Below are 19,442 nucleotides of genomic sequence, written 5' to 3' on the forward strand. Positions count from 1 at the left end.
TATGATAAATTTTTTTTACGAAATTTCTAATTTTTCTATTCAAAATGAATCTATATTTATTCAATCTATTTGTATTATATTAAAAAATGAAGGAAAATATGTTGGAGATATTAATTATATTTTTTGTAGTGATAATTATATTTTAAATATAAATAAAAAATTTCTTCGAAAAGATTATTACACTGATGTCATAGCATTTTCAGGATTTGATAAAAAAAAAAAGTATATATCAGGAGATATCTATATTAGCATAGATAGAGTTTTAGATAATTCTAAACAATGGAATCAATTTTTTAAAGTTGAATTAAAACGTGTTATGATCCATGCTTTATTACATTTTTTGGGGTATGATGATAAAAAAATAAAAAGTAAAAAATTAATGAGAAAAAAAGAAGAGTTTTATTTAATTTTATTTCAATAGAAAAATTATGTTTTTAGATACATATGATATTATTATTGTTGGAGGTGGCCATGCAGGAGCAGAAGCAGCATCGGCCTCTTCTAAAATGGGATCAAAAACTTTACTAATTACAAGTAATTTACAAACAATTGGTCAAATGTCATGTAATCCAGCTATAGGAGGAATAGCTAAAGGACAAATAATAAGAGAAATAGATGCTCTAGGAGGTTATTCAGGGATCATATCCGATTATAGTATGATTCAATTTAGAATGTTGAATAAATCTAAAGGGCCTGCTATGTGGAGTCCTAGAGCACAATGTGATAGAAAATTATTTTCTAATAATTGGAGATTTTTTTTAGAAAAAAATAATCAATTAGACCTATATCAAGATACGGTAACTTCTTTAATTGTAAGAAAAAAAATAGTTAAAGGAGTGATAACCTCTTTTGGAATAAAAATCATGGGAAAATCGGTCATACTTACAAATGGAACATTTTTAAATGGAAAAATTCATATTGGTGAAAAAAAAATTAATGGAGGGAGAATATCGGAAAAAGAGGTTAGAGGGATAACAGAACAATTAACTAAATTTTTCGGATTTAAATATGGAAGAATGAAAACAGGAACTTCACCTAGAGTAGATGGACGATCTTTGAATTACAAAAAAATGAAAGTTCAAAAGGGAGATTGTAATCCTAAAAAATTTTCTTTTTCAAAAACAATAAAATTAAAAAAACAATGTGTATGTCATATTTCTTATACAAATGAAGAAATTCATGATTTTATTCAAAAAAATTTGATATATTCTCCTATTTTTACAGGATCAATTCAAGGTGTGAGCCCTAGATATTGTCCTTCTATAGAAGAAAAAATTTATAGATTTTCCGATAAAAAAGAACATCATATTTTTGTAGAACCAGAGGGATGGAATACGGTAGAAGTATATATAAATGGATTTTCTACTTCTTTACCAGAAAGAAAACAATACCAAGCTTTAAAAAAAATTTCAGGATTTGAAAAAGTAAAAATATTAAGACCTGGATATGCTATTGAATACGATTATTTTTCTCCAATCCAACTAAAACTTACTTTGGAAAGTAAGTTAATTAAAAATCTTTTTTTTGCTGGACAAATTAATGGGACTACAGGTTATGAAGAAGCTGCTGCACAAGGATTAATTGCTGGAATTAATGCTCATCTAAAAATTCATGAAAAAAAGCCCTTTATTCTAAAAAGAAACCAAGCTTATATTGGAGTATTAATAGATGATTTGATTACAAAAGGGACAGAAGAACCCTATAGAATGTTTACTTCAAGAGCAGAATATAGAATGTTATTACGTCAAGATAATGCGGATGAAAGATTAACCCATATGGGTTATAAAATTGGATTAATTTCAGAAAAAAGAATGAAATTAGTAGAAAAAAAAAAATATCAAGTTGAAAAATGTATTTCTTTATTTAAAAAGATTAATCTTACTCCAAAAATACTTAATCCAATTCTAAATATTAAAAAATCTCCTATTGTATATCAAGAAAAAAAAATAGATATAATTTTATCTCGTTCGGAAATCGATATACAAGATATAATTTCTATCCCTTTTTTAAAAAAAGAGATAGAAATTAATAATCTTAATCAACAAGAAATATTAGAGCAAGTTTCTATTCAAATTAAATATAAAGGATATATTGAACGGGAAAAAAAAAATGCTAAAAAATTGTTGAAACTTGAAAATATTCGAATTCCACATAATTTTGATTATGAAAAAATTAAATCTTTATCTATAGAATCTAGAGAAAAATTAACTTATCACCGCCCGGAAACTTTTTCACAAGCTTCAAGGATTAGTGGGATTTCACCTTCAGATTTAAGTATTTTGTTAGTTTATATAGGTCGTTAATTTTCATTTTTAGATAGAATAAATAAATCTTCATCTTCTTTTTTCATATAGAATTTTTCCCTAGCTATTTTTTCTAAATATTTAGGATCATTATTTAACTTTTTAAGATGATTACCTTCCAAAAAAATTTTATTTTTTAAATAATCTCTATCTAATATCATTTTATTGATAGTTTTTTTTAGTTTCCAATGTAAAATTAAAGAATTAGTATCAAAAAAAAACATCCATATAAAAAAAGATAAACTGACCCAAAAATATTTAGTTTTAAATATTTTATACATTATGTATTTTTTTTTTCATTTATCCAATTTTTTATAGTATTAACTCCTATACTTATAGTCCAATATATAATCACAAAAAATAAAAAAAAATACACCAAAATCCAGATATTGTTATGAGTATAAAAAATAAAAATCCTATAAATTTGATTATCATAATATAATTAATAAAATTAAAAAAAATTATTACTTTTTTTTATAAAAAGTTTATTAATTTCGTAAAAAAAATAAAAATGATTTTTAGAAACGAAAGAGATACATTAGGAATAGTAAAAGTTCCTATGGATAAATATTGGGGGGCTCAAACCGAAAGATCAAGAAATAATTTTAAAATAGGAATAGAAGGATCTATGCCAATAGAAATTATTCATTCTTTTGCTCTTTTAAAGAAAGCAGCTGCATATGCCAATTTTGAATTTGGAATTTTGTCTAAAAAAAAAAGAGATTTAATTACTTTGGTTTGTGAAGAAATTATAGAAGGAAAATTAGATGATCAATTTCCATTAGTTATATGGCAAACAGGATCTGGTACACATACTAATATGAATATAAATGAAGTAATATCCAATAGATCACATGTTTTAATGGGAGGAAAACTTGGAAAAAGTAAATCTTTTATACATCCAAATGATGATGTAAATATGTCCCAATCATCTAATGATACCTATTCAACTGCAATGAATATTGCATCTTATAAAAAATTGATAGAAAAAACAATTCCTTCTATAGAAATTCTACGTAATACATTGGAAAAAAAAACAAAATTATTCAAAAAGGTGATTAAAATAGGGAGAACTCATCTTATGGATGCCGTACCTATAACTTTAGGACAGGAATTTTCCGGTTATGTTTCTCAAATTGATCATGGATTAAATTTTATTAAAAAAACTTTAGATCATCTTTCTGAATTAGCTATTGGAGGAACAGCTGTTGGGACAGGATTAAATTCACCTAAAGGATATGATATAAAAGTAACTGACTATATATGTAAATATACTGGACTTCCATTTAAAGTAGCAAATAATAAATTTGAAGCAATAGCATCTCATGATGCTATTGTAGAATCTCATTCTGCTCTAAAACAAATTTCCGTTTCTTTGATTAAAATAGCAAATGATATTAGATTTTTAGCTTCGGGGCCTCGTTCCGGAATAGGAGAAATTTATCTTCCTGAAAATGAACCTGGATCTTCTATTATGCCTGGGAAAATAAATCCAACACAATGTGAATCTCTCATGATGGTTTGTACACAAGTCATAGGGAATGATTTATCTATTTCAATAGCAGGGGCATCCGGAAATTATGAATTAAATGTTTCTAAACCATTAATGGCTTATAATTTTCTTCAATCTTCGCAACTTATTTCTGATGCTTGTAATTCTTTTTCTAATCTTTGTGTCAAAGGAATTACTCCAAATTATACAAAAATTAAAGAATTATTAAATAGATCTTTAATGTTAGTAACAGTACTTAATAATTGTATTGGATACGAAAAATCAGCAAAAATTTCAAAAAAAGCTTATGAAAATAATAGTACTCTAAAAGAGGAAGCGGTACGATTAGGATATTTGACCATTGATGAATTTGATAAATTAGTAAGACCAGATAAAATGATATAAATCATTATCATAATTAGGAAAATATTTCATTTACGTTTATTTCGGTTATATTTGCTATTTTTTTTTCCGAAATAGAATAAATATTGGAAAGTTTTTTTAAAATTATTTTTAAGTAAATAGGTTCATTTCTTTTCCCTTTTAAAGGATAAGGAGATAAAAATGGAGAATCTGTTTCTAATACTATATTTTTTAAATTAATTTTGTGTAAAAATGAACTAATATTATTATTTTTAAAAGTAATCATACCTCCAATTCCTATTTTTAACCCAAAATTAATAATTTTTTTTGCTTGTTCTAAATTTCCAGAAAAACAATGAAAAATTCCTTTTACAGGATAATTTTTTTTTAAAATATCAAAAACTGGATCAAAAGCTTTTCTACAGTGAATTACTATAGGTAATTTTTTTATTTTTGCATATTGTATTTGAGTTTGAAAGGCATATTCTTGTTCAAAAAGAAATTTTTTTTCTAAGTGTAAATCTATTCCAATTTCTCCTATAGAAATGAAAGTATGTTGATCTAACCATTTTTTAATGCTATTTAATTCATTTTCTAAATTTTTTGGGGTTACTTTACTAGGGTGTAATCCTATCATTGGAAAACAAATATTTGGATATTTTTTTTCTAATTTTAGTATTTTAGGAATTGTTTTACAATCTATAGAAGGAATATAAAATTTATGTATTTTATTATGAATTGCAGTTTTTATGACAAAATCTCTATCTTTATCAAATTGTTTCATATATAAATGAGTATGTGTATCAGTAATTTTCATATAAATAAACATTAAAAAAATTTTTTTTTATTTATGAAAGCTTATATATTTCCTGGTCAAGGTTCACAATATATGGGAATGGGAAAAGATTTATACAATTTTTCTAATTTAGCAAAAAAATTGTTTCAATTATCCGATGATATTTTAGGATTTCATATGAAAAATATTATGTTTAATGGTTCTATGGAAATTCTAAAAAAAACTAAATATACACAACTTGCTATTTATATATATTCAGTAATAAAAGCAAAAATTTTAGATAATTTTAATCCAGATATGGTAGCTGGACATTCTCTTGGAGAATTATCTGCTTTAACTGCTATTGATGTATTTTCTTTTGAAGATGGATTAATTTTAGTAGATAAAAGAGCTTCTCTTATGCAAGAAATATGTGAATATATACATGGAGGAATGGCAGTAATATTCGGATTAAAAGATGAAATTATAGAGAAAGTTTGTAAAGAAGATCATGGAATAGTTGTTCCTTCTAATTATAATAGTCCGGGCCAATTAGTAATTTCTGGAGAAGAAAAATCTTTAAAAAGAGTTTGTCAATCTTTAAAAAAAATGGGAGCTAAAAGAATATTAAGACTTCCTGTTCATGGAGCCTTTCATTCTCCAATTATGGAGCCAGCTAAAAAAAAATTATCAAAATTTATAGAAAAAATTTCATTTAAAGACTCTAAATGTCCAATATATCAGAATGTAACGGCTAAATCAGTTACAAAATCTAACGATATAAAAAAAAATATTATCGAACAATTAACATCTCCCGTTAAATGGAAACAATTAATAGAAAATATGATTAATAATGGAGCAGTTTCCTTTATAGAAGTAGGACCAGGAAATATTTTACAAGGAATAACGAAAAATATTTTCAATAAAATTTATAAAAAATGATTTTTATTAGTATTATGCGAAAATATGAACATTTTTTTTATAGTCATGGAAAATTGTTATTAACAGGAGAATATTTTATTTTATATGGAGCTTATGGTTTAGCTTTACCTACCGTAAAAGGACAATCATTTACTATATATTATGATAAAAATTGTTCTGGATCTTATGGATTGCATTGGAAAAGTTTTGATAATATAGATAAGCCTTGGTTTGAAGTATTTTTTAAACTTCCTTCTTTAGATATTTGTTATAATACAGAAAAAAAAACAGCTTTTAGATTAAGAAATCTATTGTTAGAATCTAGAAAAATTAAAAAAAATTTTCTTAAAAATTCATTTGGTATTTTTTATGTAAAAACGAAATTAGAATTTCCTATAAATTGGGGTTTAGGTAGTAGTTCTACTTTAATTAATAATATAGCAAAATGGGCTAGTATAGATCCTTATAAGTTATTAGAAAAAAATTTTCCAGGAAGTGGATATGATATAGCGTGTGTATCCAATTCAAAACCAATAATTTTTAAATTAAAAAATAAAAAACCTCATGTTGTTACTATAAATTTTAATCCTCCATTTAAAAAAAAACTTTTTTTTCTACATCTTAATAAAAAAAAAAATACTTGTGAAGGAATTCGATTTTTTCGTTCAAAAAAAAACATATCTAGTAAAAGTATTGATTCTATTTCTTCCATAACTAAAAAAATTATAGTTTGTAAAACTTTGAAAGAATTTGAAATATTATTACTTAAACATGAAAGGATTATATCTGGAATACTTGATATACCTACTGTAAAAGAACATTATTTTCCAGATTATTTAGGTATTGTAAAAAGTTTAGGAACTTGGGGTGGGGATTTTGTTTTAATAAGTTTCAGAAAGGGAATGAAAAAATATTTTTCAAAAAAAGGATTTCATACTATTCTTTCATTTGATGAAATGATTCTTTGATCATAAAATATAAAATCTATTATTTCAATATTTAAATTATAAAAATTATTTATATTTTATTCAAAATTTATTTATTATGTGCAAAATTGTTAATCTTAATATTAATGGATGTAATTATAAACTTCCCATAGTTTATGGAACTTTTTTTGAAGAAAAAGCTATTAATATATCTAAACTTAGAGAAAATACCGGATTTATTACATTTGATCCAGGATTTAAAAATACAGGAATTGTTAAAAGTTCTATTAGTTTTATAGATGGTGAAAAAGGAATTCTATTATATAGAGGTTATCCAGTTGAACAAATTATTAAAAAATGTTCATTTATAGAAACTAGTTATCTTCTATTAAATGGCGAACTACCTAATACTGAACAATTAAATTTTTTTTCTGAAAAAATAAAAGAATTCAATTCCATTAATCATAAAATTTATCAAATACTGGATAAGTTTCCAGTTTCTTATCATCCTATGGGAATATTATCATCTTTAACGTGTATTCTTACTGCATTTACAGATTATATTAATATAAAAGAGGAAGATATGTTTTTACATCTTTTAGCAAAACTACCTGTATTAGCAGCTTTAACTTATAGAAAAAAAGTAGGTCTTCCTCCATCTTATGCCGATAAGGATTTATATTATACTTCTAATCTTTTAAAAATGTTTTTTTCTATTCCAAAAAAATATTATCAAATTAATCCAATTATTACAGATGCTTTAGATAAACTTTTAATATTACATGCAGATCATGAACAAAATTGTTCTACTACTACTGTACGTTTATTAGGTTCTGCATATGTTGGATTATTTTCATCTATATCCTCTGGAATTAGCGCTCTTTGGGGTAGATTACATGGAGGAGCTAATCAGGAAGTTATAGAAATGTTAGAAAATATTCTTAAAAGTGGTGGAAATATAAATAAATGGGTAGATAAAGCAAAAGATAAAAAAGATCCGTTTCGATTGATGGGATTCGGCCATAGAATTTATAAAAATTTTGATCCTAGAGCTAAAATAATTAAAAAAATAGCCGAAAAAATTATTTGTGAATTAGGAATTCATGATCCAATTTTAGAATTAGCAAAGGAACTTGAAAAAATTGCTATTCAAGATCCATATTTTATAGAAAAAAAATTATATCCAAATATAGATTTTTATTCAGGAATTATTTATCAAGCTATAGGAATTCCAAAAGATATGTTCACGGTTATGTTTGCTTTAGGTAGATTACCTGGATGGATGGCACATTGGAAAGAAATGAGATTAAATCAAGAACCTATAGGAAGACCTAGACAAATTTATATAGGATATAAAAAAAGAAATATATAATAATTTTATTATATATTATAATGTGCGGGCGAAGGGATTCGAACCCTTATACCTAATGGCATCAGATCCTAAGTCTGACGTGTCTACCAATTTCACCACGCCCACATTATAAATTTAATAGCAATTTTTTATTATTAAATAAATGAAGAGGATATAATTTCATTATTTTTATTTAAAATTTTATATTCCGTATATTTAAATGAATTTTTAGGAATAATTTTAATCCATTTTTTATATTTAAATAACCATTTTTGTTGAATTGAGGGAAATCCTTTTTTAAGATAAGCTGCGACAAAAGAATGTATATGTAATTGTATTCCCTTTTCTATTTTATTATTCATAATTTTTTCTAAGATAAATTCTAGATTATGGATATAAATTACAGGAGATTTTAATTTTTGATATTTTTCATTATATTTTAATTCTGGTCTTACTCTATGACGAGTGAATTGAACTAATCCAAATTCATTTGGAGGTAATATTTGGTGTTTAGCTTTATCGTTTTTCATTTTTTCTTTTAAATGTTCATACAATTTTTTTTTTTGATTAGGGTCATACATATCTATAAAATCTACAACAATGATTCCTCCCATATTTCTCAATCTAATTTGTCTAGCAATTTCTGTTGCAGCTAAAAGATTTACTTTCAATATATGATTAATTCTTTCTGATTCCGTACAATTTTTTTTAATATGATTAATCATTCCACTATTAACATCTATAACATGTAATGCTTCAGTATGTTCAATCACAAGATATGCCCCATTTCCTAGAGGAACATTTTTACCTAAAAAAATTTGTATTTGTTTTTCAATTCCATATTTTTCAAATATGGGGATATTACCTTTATAATATTTAATAATACTTGTTTTTTCTGGAGCAATAAAAGATAAATAAGAACTAATTTCTTTACAAAGAAAACTATTATTACAATAAATTGATTTAAAATCATCATTAAATGTATCTCTTAATAAACAATAAGTTTTATTATTTTCACTTAAAACTTTAATTGGAGGTAATTTTATTAAATTATTTAATATTTTTTTCCATTTTTTTATCAAAATAAAAAGTTCATTTTTTAAAATTTGTTCAATTTTAAAACATGCGACTGTACGAATGATTATACCAATTTTTTTTGGTTTTATTTTTTGCATGTATAAAATCAATCTATTTTTTTCTTTTATATTTTTTATTTTATGAGAAATAGTCACTTTTTCCGAAAAAGGAATTAATACTAAATTTCTTCCAGGAATACAAATTTTTGCCGTTAATTTTGGTCCTTTATTCGAAATAGGTTCTTTTGATATTTGAACTAAAATATTTTGTCCAGGATATAATATTTTTTCTATAGAACTTTTATCCTCTTTTTTATTTAAAAAAAAGTATTGTTTAAAAAATTTTTTTTGATTTATGGTAATTAAATCTAACATTTTTTCGATTTGAAATCCAAGATCATCATAATGTAAAAAAGCACTTTTTGAATAACCTATATCAATAATAGCAGCATTTAATCCATATGAAATTTTTTTAACTATTCCTAAGTATATATCCCCTACAGAAATTTTATTATTGTAATTTTCTTGATGAAGTTCCAATAACTTTCCTTTTTCTAAAAGGGCTATCTTAACTTCTTGTTCTTCTGCATTTATAACTAATTCTTTATTCATACACAAAAACAAGAAAAAAAAATTTAGAAATTATAATAGATTAACTTTTGATAAAGATGATCAAATTTTTATTTTTTTTCTTATGTCTATTTTTTCTATTTCTTTTTTTTCTTTTATGGGTAGCTATTTTTCGTCTTTTTCTTTTTTTTCCGTTTGGCATAATAATTTTAAATCGTTATTGATTTATCTTTAGACATATTATTTTTTTTAATAATAATAGAAACGTTTTTCTTTACTAATTCAGTAAATGCTTTTGCAGGTTTAAATGCTGGTATATTATGCTCAGGAATTACAATAGATATATCCTTGGATATATGACGTCCTAATTTTTCAGCTCTATATTTAATAATAAATGATCCAAATCCTCTTAAATAAACATTTTCTCCAGATGTAAGGCTTTCTTTTATTTTTTTCATAAAAGTTTCTATAATCTTTTTTGTATCAATCCGTTCAAATCCAGTTTCTGATATGATTTCTGTTATTATATCTGCTTTTGTCATGTTAAATCCTTCTAATAATATCCAAAATTCGATTTCTTAAATATACCAATTTTTTATAAAATTGCTCTAAAATTAAATTATATATGGATTTTTCTAAAAAAATAATAAATTGGTATAAAAATAATCATAGAAAACTTCCTTGGAGAGAAAATAAAAATCCATATTATATATTGGTTTCAGAGTTTATGTTACAACAAACAAAAGTTTCTCAAACTATAAAATATTATTTGGATTTTATACAAAAATTTCCAAATATAGAAAAACTTGCTCAAGCTGAAGAAAAAGAAGTATTAAAAGTTTGGGAAGGATTAGGGTATTATAAAAGAGCTATAAATTTACATTTTTTTGCAAAAAAATTAAGAGAAAAATCTATTGGATTTTTTCCTAAAAAATACAAAGAGCTTATTAAATATAAAGGGATAGGACCATATACGGGAGCGGCAATAGCTTCTATATGTTTTAATGAAGTTGTTCCAGCTATAGATGGTAATTTTTATAGATTATTTTCTAGATATTTAGGAATATATAATAATATTACATCAATATTGACGAAAAAAATATTCCGAACTTTAATTTTAAAAATGATGGATAAGAAAAATCCTGGTATTTTCAATCAAGCTATCATGGATTTAGGTTCTACTTTATGTACTCCAAAAAAGGTTAAATGTTTTTTATGCCCTATAAAAATTGATTGTTTTTCATTTAAAAATGGAACTATATATGAATTACCTGTTAAAAATATAATAAAAAAATCTATAAAAAATAGATTTTTTTATTATATTTTTATATGTAATAATAGTAAAAAATTTTTTATTAAAAAAAGATTCAATAAAGATATATGGAAAGGCCTTTATGAGTTTCCTTTAATAGAATCAGAAAAAGTGCTTACCCTTTTAGAAATACGGAATAAAATTTGGAAAAAATATAAAATATTTTCTAAAAATATCATTTATCAAATAAAACATAAAATAACTAATCAAATTTTATTTATTCAATTTTTGAATTGTAAAATGATACAATCTATTCAAATAAAAAAAAATTTAAATAATTTTTTTGGTATTTCATATAAAAAAATTTGTAATTACCCTTTTCCTAATCCTATTATTTTATTTTTTAAAAATAAAAAAATAATTTAGTTTTTTTTATCTTTGATTAAAGAAAAATTCAATTTTTTATTCATCATCATTATTTTCTTTTCTAAAACTTAAAAAATTCAATATCTTGGAAAGAGAATCTTTGACGAAATTTTTTTTAAAAAGTACTTTATATATTCAAATAGTTCTTTATTTTTTATTAATAATAATCTTACTATTATTTTCTGCTCTTATATCTGGATCAGAAACTGCTTTTTTTTGTCTTGAAAAAAAAACTATTGATAAGGAAATAAAAAAAAATCCTTATAGAGGATATAAAGTATTAAAAATACTAAAAAATAAAAAAAAACTTTTAGCTACTATACTGATATCTAATAATTTTTCTAATATTGGAATAGTTATATTAAGTTCATCCTTAATAACAAAATATTTTTTTAAAAATAGTTTTTTTTATAAAATTCCTATAAACTTTCTATTAGAAGTAATTCTTTTAACTTTTATTTTACTTTTATTTGGAGAAATAATTCCAAAAATATATGCTAAAAAAAATAATTTTCATTTTGCTATTTTAATGTCCCAAACAATAATTAACCTTAGTAAAATATTGGATCCTATCAGTAAAATTATGATTATAGTTTATAGATTTATAGAAAAAATAATGAAAAAAAAAAATAAAATATCCGTAGATCAACTTTCAAAAGCTTTAAAAATTACATCTTCAAATCAAAAAAATATTAAAGAATGTCAATTTTTGAAAAGAATTGTTGATTTTGGAAATACGGAAACACATCAAATTATGACTCCAAGAATAGATATGTTTGCTTTAAATAAAAATACATTATTTTCTAATACTTTAGAATTAGTTTGTTATCAAGGATATTCTAGAATTCCAATTTATAAAGATAGTATTGATGATATTGAAGGAGTACTTTTTGCTAAAGATCTTCTTCCATTTATTCATGAAAAAAAATTTAAATGGACTCAATTAATTCATACTCCATTTTTTGTTCCAGAAAATAAAAAGATAGATGATCTTTTAAATGATTTTAAAAAAATAAAAATACATTTAGCAATTGTTGTTGATGAATATGGAGGAACTTGTGGGATAGTTACTCTTGAAGATGTTATTGAAGAAATAGTAGGAGATATTATTGATGAATTTGATGAAGAAAACTTATCTTATTCTAAATTAAATCACAATAATTACTTATTTGATGGAAAAACTTCTTTAATTGATTTTTACCGTATTATGAAAATAAAAGAAGAAATTTTTTTTGAAAAAAAAAAAGGTGATGCAGATACTCTAGGTGGTTTTATTATGGAAATCAATAAAGAATTTCCAAAAAAAAAACAAAAAATTAATTTTTTAAATTATTCTTTTCTTATAAGAAGAATAGATAACAAAAGAATAAAAAGTATAGAAGTAATAAGAAAAAAAAATTAAAATGATTTTATTTATTACGATAAATAGAATTAAATTTATATAATAATAAGACAATCAATGAACGATATAATTTATTTTCTTTTTTTTAAGATAGATTAATCTATGAAAAAAAAAGTAATAATCCTTTTTTGTAGTATTATTTTAATAATAGGAGTAACATTTTTTTTATATAAAAAATTTTTTTTATTTCCATTAGAAAAAAAAGCTTTAACAGAATTAATTTATGCTCAAAAATATCTTTCAGAAGGATCTATAAATAAAGCATTAAATACAAAAAAACTTAAAATACCTTATCTTGGATTTTATGGAATTGTTACTAAATACCCTTCAACTAAAGCAGGTAATATATCTAAATTTTATGCAGGAATATGCTATTATAAATTAGGAAATTATAAGGAATCTATAAAAATGATGAATAATTTTTATGCAAAAGATGAATTTTTATCTTCTATAAAATATGGAATAATAGGAGATGCTTTTACACAAATTAAAAATAATAATGAAGCTTTAAAAAATTATATCAAAGCTGCTAATATAAGAGAAAACGAAATTACTACACCTCTTTATTATTATAAAGCAGCATTATTAACCTTTTCCATTAAAAAATATAGGGATTCTAAATTTTTTCTAAAAAAAATAGAAAAAAAATATCCTTTTTTTTATATAAGGATAATGTAGATAAATATATCATGTTTATTGAAAATAAATTATAATAATTATTGATTATGAAAATATCTCCTTCATATCAAATAGATAAAAATAAAATAAAAAATAAAAAATTAAAATTTGCCATTATTGTTGCACAATGGAATCAAGATGTAACAAAAAAATTGTATAAAGGAGCTTATGAAACTTTAATTCAATCAGGTATTTTAAAAGAAAAAATAAAAACATGGGAAGTACCTGGAAGTTATGAACTTATTTATTCTGCTAAAAAAATAGCTCTTTGTTATAATTTTGATTCAATTATTGTGATAGGATCCCTTATAAAAGGAAAAACTCATCATTTTGATTATCTTTGTCAATCTATTTCACAAGGTATCAAAGATATAAATATTAAATATGATGTTCCTGTTATATTTTGTGTTCTTACTGATAAAAATAAAAAGCAATCTTTTGATCGATCAGGTGGAAAAATTGGAAATAAAGGAATAGAATGTGCAAAAACTGCATTATATATGGCCTTTTTTAAAAATTCTATTGAATAAAATAGTTCCTTTATGAAGGATATTATTCAATTTTTACCTAAAAAAGTAATCAATCAAATTGCAGCTGGCGAAGTTATACAACGTCCTTCTTCTGTATTAAAAGAACTTTTAGAAAATTCTATAGATGCAAAATCAAAAAGTATTGATATATTTATAAAAGATTCAGGAAAAACATTAATTCAATTAATAGATAATGGAGAAGGAATGAGTTATAATGATGCTAGGAATAGTTATCAAAGATATACTACTTCTAAAATAAAAACCAATGAAGATATTTTTAAGATTAATACAAAAGGATTTCGTGGAGAAGCTTTAGCTTCCATTGCTTTCGTTTCTCAATTGGAAATACAAACTAAAAATAAAAAAAGTCCAATTGGTATTCACATTCTTGTAGAAGAAGGAAAAATTAAAGAACAAATTCCTATTAACATGCTTAAAGGAACAAGAATTTCAGTAAAAAATATTTTCTATAAATTTCCTGCAAGAAGAATATTTTTAAAATCTTCTAAAATAGAATTTAAACATATTATTAATGAATTTTATAAAATTATTTTAGCACATAGAGATATTATTTATCGTTTTTATCATAATGATAAAATTATTTACTTTTTTAAAAAAGCTTCTTTAAAAGAAAGAATAGAAGAAATTTTTATTAAAAATCAAAAATTACTCCCTATTTTAATCAAAAAAAATAAAATTATTATAGAGGGATTTATTAGTAAACCAAATTCTTCAATAAAAAAAGGAGATCATTTTTTATTTGTGAACCAACGTTGTATAAATAATATCCTTTTACATAAAAAAATTATTCATTCTTATGAAGGTATTTTAAAAAATTTAAAAACAGTTTCTTATTTCATTTTTATTTACATAGATCCAATTTTAGTCAATTGGAATATTCATCCTACAAAAAAAGAAGTAAAATTGGAAGAAGAAAATTTGATTTGTAATATGATTCAAGAAGAAATTAAAAATATTTTATGTTGTCAATATAAAGTAAAAAAAGAGGAATTAAATAATTCAGATTTATTATTAAACTTTAATTCCTCAAAAAAAGAATCATTCATTTTTATGAATCATTATGATTCTTTTTTTGAGGAATTTTCTTATAAAGAAAAAGTAACTCAATTAGATAATTGGTTTCATAAAATGAAAAAATCTAATTATTTTATTGATATTAATCTTACGAAAAAATTATCCAATTACATATTTCATGAAAAAAAAATAAAAACTTTTCAAATAAACGGAAAATATATAATTTTTTTATGGAATAATGAAAATATAATATTAGTAGATCAACATAGAGCTCATCAAAACATATTATTTGAATTTTTTTTTAAGAAAAGAAAAAAAAAATTAATAAGCCAAAAATTTCTTTTTCCAATTGAAATTAAACTTTTAAATAATGAATTTATTTTATTGAAAAATATTCAATATGAATTAATTGAAATGGGATTTCATTTATACTTTTGGAATCAATCTGTATATTTATATTCTATTCCTGAGAATATTCATCAAAACATATTAGTTGAAATTTTTAAAAATATTTTAACATATAATTTTATTAATGGAGCAAAAAATAATAAAAAAATACTTATTCAATCTATATCTAAATCTGCAGCTGTAAAATCCGGAACGGAATTACATTCTAATAAAATGGAATGTTTAATTAGAGATTTTTTTTCTTGTAAAAATATAAATTATACGTATTCAGGAGATCCGATATTTTTTATTTTTAATAAAAATTTTTTTAAAAAAACAATTTTGTAAGTGAATTTTTATACATCAAATTTCAATTCAGATGCTGTAAAACACTTGATTAGTATTAATATACTTGTATATACAGCTACCTTTATTTTTTCACAATATAAAATAGAATACCTACTTTCTTTATATCATCCTCTAGATGATCGATTTGAATTATATCAGATTTTTACTCATATGTTTGTACATTCTAAACGTCTTTTTTTGCACATAATTTTTAACATGTTGGCCTTATTCATGTTTGGAGGACAAATGGAAACTTTATTAGGAATAAAAAAATTTTTAATAGTATATTTTTTATCTGGTATTTTAGCTTCTTTATTACAATTAGGATTTAATACTAGTATCCTTTATTATTTCGTTCATACATTGGATTTTTCACAAGCAAAAAAAATTTTTGATTATTTAAATCAAGAACAACGAATTAATCTTTATAGTTCCATATATTCTCCTATGATGGGTGCTTCTGGAGCCGTTAGTGGAATAGTAGGTGCTTTTGCTAGATATTTTCCAGAACATAAAATATTTATTTTACCTTTCCCATTTCCAATTGCTGTACGAAAAGCTCTTTTGATTTTTATTTTTGGAAGTTTTATTTCTGCTATTTTTAACTTTTCTCCTGGTGTTGCACATTTTGCTCATATTGGGGGGATTATTTCTGGTTATTCTATAGGAAATTTTTTTCTAAAAAAAAGAAAATGAAAAAACATATTTTAATAAATTATCAACTATTTTTTATAGAAAAAAAAATAGAATAAAAGATAGAAAAAATATATAAATGAAAATATAAAAAAAAAGGATAAATAAGAATTTTGTCCATATATCGTAGTCATAGTACGATTCCAACGAAATTTCCAATTAAAAAAATTTAAAGGATTTTCTCTATCCCAGTCAATACTCATCCATATAAATATAGGTTTTCCAACTATATGATCTTCTGGTACAAAACCCCAATAACGAGAATCCGAAGAATTATGTCTATTATCCCCCATCATGAAATAATAATTTTTTTTTATTTTATAAAAATTATTTTTTTTATTATTAATAAAAAAATAAAAATATTTTTTTTCAATATTATTTCCTTCTGAAACAATAATATCATAATAAATGTTAATATTATTTGAATTTAATTTAATTAAATCTCCTTTTTTTGGAATCAATAATGGACCAAAAAAATCTCTATTCCAACCAAAATTATTTGGAAATATAGAATTTTCTTGAAAATAAATTGGTAAAATATATTTTTTTATAAAAATTATGTTATCAAATAAATTTTTAATTTGAATTGCTTTTTTTTCTGTCAACATTATTTGATAAAAATATTCGTCATTTTTTTCTAATATCATTTCAACTTCTTCAATATTCATATTTTCTTTAATAAATTCTATATTTAATGGTATATTTTTCGTTTTAATAAGGTAAATATGTTGTTTTTCTAAAATATTTTTTTTGTAAGATTTTTCTTTTTGATAGTTTATAAATAAATCTCCATTTTTTATATAAATTATATCACCTGGTAATCCAACACAACGTTTAATATAATTTTCTTTTCGATCTATAATTTTATGATTAGAATCTTTAGGATAATTAAAAACAACAATATCGTTTCTTCGAATTGGTTGTATTGGAGAAAAACGTAAATAAGGCCATTTAAAAATAGAAATATAAGATTTCCATTTTCCAAAAATAGTGTTATGAGTAAATGGAATAGATATTGGAGTTATTGGCATACGTAATCCATAATGAATTTTACTTACTAATATAAAATCACCTACAAGTAAAGTTCCTTCCATAGAAGAAGTAGGGATCACAAAAGGTTGAAGTATATAAGTATGTATAAGAAAAGAAAAAATCATAGCAAATAAAATATTAGATTCTATATCACTTTTTGATTTTTTTATTTTTGATAGTTCAATATTTTTAGAGTAATTTATATAAAATATATATCCTCCTAGAGTTAAAAAAAATAAAATAATATTTTTTTTTGAATTTTTTCCAAAATTTTTAAGTAAGTCTATCCATAAAATTCCAAATAAAAAAATACTTGTTAGTGGAATAAATAATAAAAATAACCACCAAATAGATCTTTTATAAATTTTTAAAAGGAGAATAATATTGTAGATAGGTATAATCAATCTATAATAATCGATTCCTAATTTTTTATAAAGTCTCCATGTTCCTAAAACATGAATAAAATGTTCAAAACATAAAAAAATACTACTGAAAAGAAAATATTGAAACATAAAAATATATTTTATATAAAATTTTTATATACCTAAAACTTCTTTCATAGAAAAAATACCCTTTTTATCTTTTATCCATTCTGCTGCAATAAGAGCCCCTGTAGCAAATCCTTCTCTATTATGAGCTTGATGTTTAATTTCTATATTTTCTATTTTAGATTGATACAAAACTCTATGTATTCCTATTTCATTATCCAATCTTTTTGAAATAATTAATATTTGATTTTTTGTTTTTTTTTTATCTAAAATCCAGGTTTTTTTCATTTTATTATTAATAATATTTTTTGCTAAAACAAGAGCAGTACCACTAGGTCGATCCATTTTTTCTTTATGATGAATTTCTTCAATTTTTATTTCATAATTTATAGAATATGGAAATAAAAATTTTGATAATTTATCATTAATTTCATAAAAAATATTCATTCCTATACTAAAATTGGAAGAATATAAAAAAGTTCCATTTTTTTTTTTACATATATCTTTAACAAGATGAAATTTTTCTAACCATCCTGTAGTTCCACACACTACAGGAATATTATTTTCTATACAAATCTTGATATTATTAAATGCTGAATCAGGACAACTAAATTCTACGGCTACATCTACATTTTTTAATGAAATATTACAAGGACTTTTATTAGAAAAAAAAGAAATTTGATGATTTCTAATTTTTGCTATTTTTTCTATAGATTTACCCATTTTTCCATATCCTATTATGGCTATATTCATATTTTTTAAAATTTTTATATATAAAATTAATGATTCAAAGATAGATTAACTTTAGTACTGAAATTTTATTTTATTAATTAAAATAAATTATATTTATAATTATAAAATAAAATGAAAAAAAAATAATTATTTTATAGAATAAAATTGAATATTATAGTGAATAGTATATGTATGAAATAGTAAAAAAAATATGACCAGTATATTATAATTATTATTTTATTTATTATAAATAAAAAAATTATAAAACCCACGTGGTGAAATTGGTAAACACGCCACTTTGAGGGGGTGGTATCCTCTAATAATGGATATGCTGGTTCGAATCCAGTCGTGGGTACAAAGTATTGTATTTATAGTAAAAATTTCAAAATAAAATAATACGTTTTTTATTTATTATTCTAACTTTTTTAAAAATAAAAGTTAAATAATATTATTTTATGCATCTATTTTAGATAGATATCAAATATTTATTTATTTTCAATCAAAACTATTTTATCTATTCATTATACTTATATAGGTATATTATATCTTATAAATCTTAAATTTTCTATTACCTTATTTTTTGAATAAAAATAATTTTTCTATATTCAATTTTATGATTTATAATAATTTATTTTAATAACTTTTTTTTCTGAATTATTATT

General features: G+C 22.3%; 18 protein-coding genes and 2 tRNA genes. 13 read left to right on the top strand and 7 right to left on the bottom strand.

Annotated elements, in window-relative coordinates:
* Position 1 precedes the first annotated feature (1 nt).
* Together ybeY and mnmG are read left to right on the top strand one after the other, a co-directional pair.
* Positions 2 to 421, top strand: a complete 420-nt coding sequence (gene ybeY, locus BLBCPU_RS02480; RefSeq protein WP_014246426.1) for an rRNA maturation RNase YbeY — start codon at positions 2 to 4, stop codon at positions 419 to 421.
* Positions 422 to 428: 7 nt separating this feature from the next.
* Positions 429 to 2,303: a tRNA uridine-5-carboxymethylaminomethyl(34) synthesis enzyme MnmG gene (gene mnmG / locus BLBCPU_RS02485; protein ID WP_014246427.1), complete on the top strand. Its 1,875-nt coding sequence runs from the start codon at positions 429 to 431 to the stop codon at positions 2,301 to 2,303.
* Here mnmG and BLBCPU_RS02490 read toward each other — a convergent pair.
* A complete protein-coding gene (locus tag BLBCPU_RS02490) occupies positions 2,300 to 2,584 on the bottom strand; it encodes a septum formation initiator family protein (protein ID WP_014246428.1) in 285 nt (94 codons plus the stop codon). The two genes, mnmG and BLBCPU_RS02490, sit on opposite strands and share 4 nt — an antisense overlap.
* 230 nt (positions 2,585 to 2,814) lie before the next feature.
* On the opposite strand from BLBCPU_RS02490, the gene fumC reads away from it, so the two are divergent.
* The gene (gene fumC / locus BLBCPU_RS02495; protein ID WP_014246429.1) at positions 2,815 to 4,200 is read left to right on the top strand and encodes a class II fumarate hydratase; all 1,386 of its coding nucleotides are present in this window, start codon (positions 2,815 to 2,817) and stop codon (positions 4,198 to 4,200) included.
* Positions 4,201 to 4,213: 13 nt separating this feature from the next.
* On the opposite strand, the gene BLBCPU_RS02500 is transcribed toward fumC, so the two are convergent.
* Positions 4,214 to 4,975 carry a TatD family hydrolase gene (locus BLBCPU_RS02500; protein WP_014246430.1) on the bottom strand — a complete coding sequence of 254 codons (762 nt, stop codon included), beginning with the start codon at positions 4,973 to 4,975 and terminating at the stop codon, positions 4,214 to 4,216.
* Positions 4,976 to 5,008: 33 nt separating this feature from the next.
* Here BLBCPU_RS02500 and fabD point away from each other — a divergent pair, with 33 nt between their 5' ends.
* From fabD to BLBCPU_RS02515, 3 genes are all read left to right on the top strand, one after another.
* A complete protein-coding gene (gene fabD, locus BLBCPU_RS02505) occupies positions 5,009 to 5,875 on the top strand; it encodes an ACP S-malonyltransferase (RefSeq protein ID WP_014246431.1) in 867 nt (288 codons plus the stop codon).
* A complete protein-coding gene (locus tag BLBCPU_RS02510) occupies positions 5,872 to 6,822 on the top strand; it encodes a GYDIA family GHMP kinase (protein WP_014246432.1) in 951 nt (316 codons plus the stop codon). Before fabD ends, BLBCPU_RS02510 begins: the two co-directional genes overlap by 4 nt.
* A 76-nt stretch (positions 6,823 to 6,898) precedes the next feature.
* Positions 6,899 to 8,152: a citrate synthase gene (locus BLBCPU_RS02515; RefSeq protein ID WP_014246433.1), complete on the top strand. Its 1,254-nt coding sequence runs from the start codon at positions 6,899 to 6,901 to the stop codon at positions 8,150 to 8,152.
* 23 nt (positions 8,153 to 8,175) lie between these two features.
* Here BLBCPU_RS02515 and BLBCPU_RS02520 read toward each other — a convergent pair.
* From BLBCPU_RS02520 to BLBCPU_RS02530, 3 genes are all read right to left on the bottom strand, one after another.
* A tRNA-Leu gene (locus tag BLBCPU_RS02520) sits at positions 8,176 to 8,257 on the bottom strand.
* A 29-nt stretch (positions 8,258 to 8,286) separates the two neighbouring features.
* Positions 8,287 to 9,819, bottom strand: coding sequence for an Rne/Rng family ribonuclease (locus BLBCPU_RS02525; RefSeq protein WP_014246434.1), 1,533 nt, complete (start codon positions 9,817 to 9,819; stop codon positions 8,287 to 8,289).
* 167 nt (positions 9,820 to 9,986) lie between these two features.
* Positions 9,987 to 10,319 (bottom strand): HU family DNA-binding protein, encoded by a 333-nt coding sequence (locus tag BLBCPU_RS02530; RefSeq protein WP_014246436.1) that lies wholly within the window; start codon positions 10,317 to 10,319, stop codon positions 9,987 to 9,989.
* A gap of 83 nt (positions 10,320 to 10,402) precedes the next feature.
* Here BLBCPU_RS02530 and mutY point away from each other — a divergent pair, with 83 nt between their 5' ends.
* The 6 genes from mutY to BLBCPU_RS02560 all read left to right on the top strand — a co-directional run bounded on the left by mutY (position 10,403) and on the right by BLBCPU_RS02560 (position 16,531).
* Positions 10,403 to 11,455 (top strand): A/G-specific adenine glycosylase, encoded by a 1,053-nt coding sequence (gene mutY, locus BLBCPU_RS02535; RefSeq protein WP_014246437.1) that lies wholly within the window; start codon positions 10,403 to 10,405, stop codon positions 11,453 to 11,455.
* Positions 11,456 to 11,540: 85 nt separating this feature from the next.
* Positions 11,541 to 12,857, top strand: coding sequence for a gliding motility-associated protein GldE (gene gldE, locus BLBCPU_RS02540; RefSeq protein WP_014246438.1), 1,317 nt, complete (start codon positions 11,541 to 11,543; stop codon positions 12,855 to 12,857).
* 102 nt (positions 12,858 to 12,959) lie between these two features.
* Complete coding sequence (locus BLBCPU_RS02545; protein WP_014246439.1) at positions 12,960 to 13,535, top strand: tol-pal system YbgF family protein; 576 nt, start codon at positions 12,960 to 12,962, stop codon at positions 13,533 to 13,535.
* 47 nt (positions 13,536 to 13,582) lie between these two features.
* Entirely contained in the window at positions 13,583 to 14,065 is a 483-nt protein-coding gene (ribH, locus tag BLBCPU_RS02550; protein ID WP_014246440.1) for a 6,7-dimethyl-8-ribityllumazine synthase, read from the top strand.
* Between the two features lie 12 nt (positions 14,066 to 14,077).
* Positions 14,078 to 15,835 carry a DNA mismatch repair endonuclease MutL gene (gene mutL, locus BLBCPU_RS02555; protein ID WP_014246441.1) on the top strand — a complete coding sequence of 586 codons (1,758 nt, stop codon included), beginning with the start codon at positions 14,078 to 14,080 and terminating at the stop codon, positions 15,833 to 15,835.
* Positions 15,836 to 16,531, top strand: a complete 696-nt coding sequence (locus tag BLBCPU_RS02560) for a rhomboid family intramembrane serine protease (RefSeq protein WP_014246442.1) — start codon at positions 15,836 to 15,838, stop codon at positions 16,529 to 16,531.
* A gap of 26 nt (positions 16,532 to 16,557) precedes the next feature.
* Here the strand turns inward: BLBCPU_RS02560 and lepB are convergent, their stop codons facing one another.
* Together lepB and dapB are read right to left on the bottom strand one after the other, a co-directional pair.
* Positions 16,558 to 18,072, bottom strand: coding sequence for a signal peptidase I (gene lepB / locus BLBCPU_RS02565; protein WP_014246443.1), 1,515 nt, complete (start codon positions 18,070 to 18,072; stop codon positions 16,558 to 16,560).
* A gap of 24 nt (positions 18,073 to 18,096) precedes the next feature.
* Entirely contained in the window at positions 18,097 to 18,801 is a 705-nt protein-coding gene (gene dapB, locus BLBCPU_RS02570) for a 4-hydroxy-tetrahydrodipicolinate reductase (protein WP_014246444.1), read from the bottom strand.
* Between the two features lie 245 nt (positions 18,802 to 19,046).
* Between dapB and BLBCPU_RS02575 the strand changes: the two genes are divergently transcribed.
* Positions 19,047 to 19,135, top strand: a tRNA-OTHER gene (locus BLBCPU_RS02575).
* The last annotated feature ends 307 nt before the right edge of the window (positions 19,136 to 19,442 follow it).

It is taken from the genome of Blattabacterium sp. (Cryptocercus punctulatus) str. Cpu (genome assembly GCF_000236405.1).
Classification (GTDB): domain Bacteria; phylum Bacteroidota; class Bacteroidia; order Flavobacteriales; family Blattabacteriaceae; genus Blattabacterium; species Blattabacterium punctulatus.

Bases quoted from the DNA above. Each gene is read 5' to 3' on its own strand.
- ybeY (WP_014246426.1), top strand. From the start codon at position 2: ATGATAAATTTTTTTTACGAAATTTCTAATTTTTCTATTCAAAATGAA.
- mnmG (WP_014246427.1), top strand. From the start codon at position 429: ATGTTTTTAGATACATATGATATTATTATTGTTGGAGGTGGCCATGCA.
- BLBCPU_RS02490 (WP_014246428.1), bottom strand. From the start codon at position 2,584: ATGTATAAAATATTTAAAACTAAATATTTTTGGGTCAGTTTATCTTTT.
- fumC (WP_014246429.1), top strand. From the start codon at position 2,815: ATGATTTTTAGAAACGAAAGAGATACATTAGGAATAGTAAAAGTTCCT.
- BLBCPU_RS02500 (WP_014246430.1), bottom strand. From the start codon at position 4,975: ATGAAAATTACTGATACACATACTCATTTATATATGAAACAATTTGAT.
- fabD (WP_014246431.1), top strand. From the start codon at position 5,009: ATGAAAGCTTATATATTTCCTGGTCAAGGTTCACAATATATGGGAATG.
- BLBCPU_RS02510 (WP_014246432.1), top strand. From the start codon at position 5,872: ATGATTTTTATTAGTATTATGCGAAAATATGAACATTTTTTTTATAGT.
- BLBCPU_RS02515 (WP_014246433.1), top strand. From the start codon at position 6,899: ATGTGCAAAATTGTTAATCTTAATATTAATGGATGTAATTATAAACTT.
- BLBCPU_RS02525 (WP_014246434.1), bottom strand. From the start codon at position 9,819: ATGAATAAAGAATTAGTTATAAATGCAGAAGAACAAGAAGTTAAGATA.
- BLBCPU_RS02530 (WP_014246436.1), bottom strand. From the start codon at position 10,319: ATGACAAAAGCAGATATAATAACAGAAATCATATCAGAAACTGGATTT.
- mutY (WP_014246437.1), top strand. From the start codon at position 10,403: ATGGATTTTTCTAAAAAAATAATAAATTGGTATAAAAATAATCATAGA.
- BLBCPU_RS02545 (WP_014246439.1), top strand. From the start codon at position 12,960: ATGAAAAAAAAAGTAATAATCCTTTTTTGTAGTATTATTTTAATAATA.
- ribH (WP_014246440.1), top strand. From the start codon at position 13,583: ATGAAAATATCTCCTTCATATCAAATAGATAAAAATAAAATAAAAAAT.
- mutL (WP_014246441.1), top strand. From the start codon at position 14,078: ATGAAGGATATTATTCAATTTTTACCTAAAAAAGTAATCAATCAAATT.
- lepB (WP_014246443.1), bottom strand. From the start codon at position 18,072: ATGTTTCAATATTTTCTTTTCAGTAGTATTTTTTTATGTTTTGAACAT.
- dapB (WP_014246444.1), bottom strand. From the start codon at position 18,801: ATGAATATAGCCATAATAGGATATGGAAAAATGGGTAAATCTATAGAA.